General features: G+C 51.8%; 2 tRNA genes and 1 rRNA gene. All 3 read left to right on the top strand.

The features are described from left to right. Nucleotides 1-69: ribosomal RNA gene (locus H0X91_RS34720) — 16S ribosomal RNA — on the top strand; the annotation flags it as partial. 63 nt (nucleotides 70-132) lie between these two features. Beyond that, nucleotides 133-209 (top strand) — tRNA-Ile (locus tag H0X91_RS34715). Nucleotides 210-247: 38 nt separating this feature from the next. Beyond that, a tRNA-Ala gene (locus H0X91_RS34710) sits at nucleotides 248-323 on the top strand. Nucleotides 324-488: the final 165 nt, after the last annotated feature.

The raw sequence follows: 488 nt of genomic DNA, 5'->3' as shown, positions 1-488 counted from the left end.
GGATTCATGACTGGGGTGAAGTCGTAACAAGGTAGCCGTATCGGAAGGTGCGGCTGGATCACCTCCTTTCCAGAGCTATCTCGCGAAGTTGAGCGCTCACGCTTATCGGCTGTAAATTAAAGACAGACTCAGGGGTCTGTAGCTCAGTCGGTTAGAGCACCGTCTTGATAAGGCGGGGGTCGTTGGTTCGAATCCAACCAGACCCACCATTGTCTGGCGGTAACACACCTGAGGCAAATCTGTACATGGGGGCATAGCTCAGCTGGGAGAGCACCTGCTTTGCAAGCAGGGGGTCGTCGGTTCGATCCCGTCTGCCTCCACCAATCCTCAATGACAAGCGTTCGACTTGGTCGAACTTTTGTCATTGGCGATTGAGCCAGTCAGAGGATATCAACAGATATCGGCTGTCGTTCTTTAACAATCTGGAAGAAGTAAGTAATTTGGATAGCGGAAGCGTCTTGAGATGGACGTGGAAACTATCCGGGTTG

Source organism: Burkholderia sp. 9777_1386, assembly GCF_015712265.1.
GTDB lineage: Bacteria > Pseudomonadota > Gammaproteobacteria > Burkholderiales > Burkholderiaceae > Burkholderia > Burkholderia cenocepacia.
The sequence above is the reverse complement of the archived record's forward strand: the minus strand, read 5'-3'. Positions and strand labels throughout refer to the sequence as shown.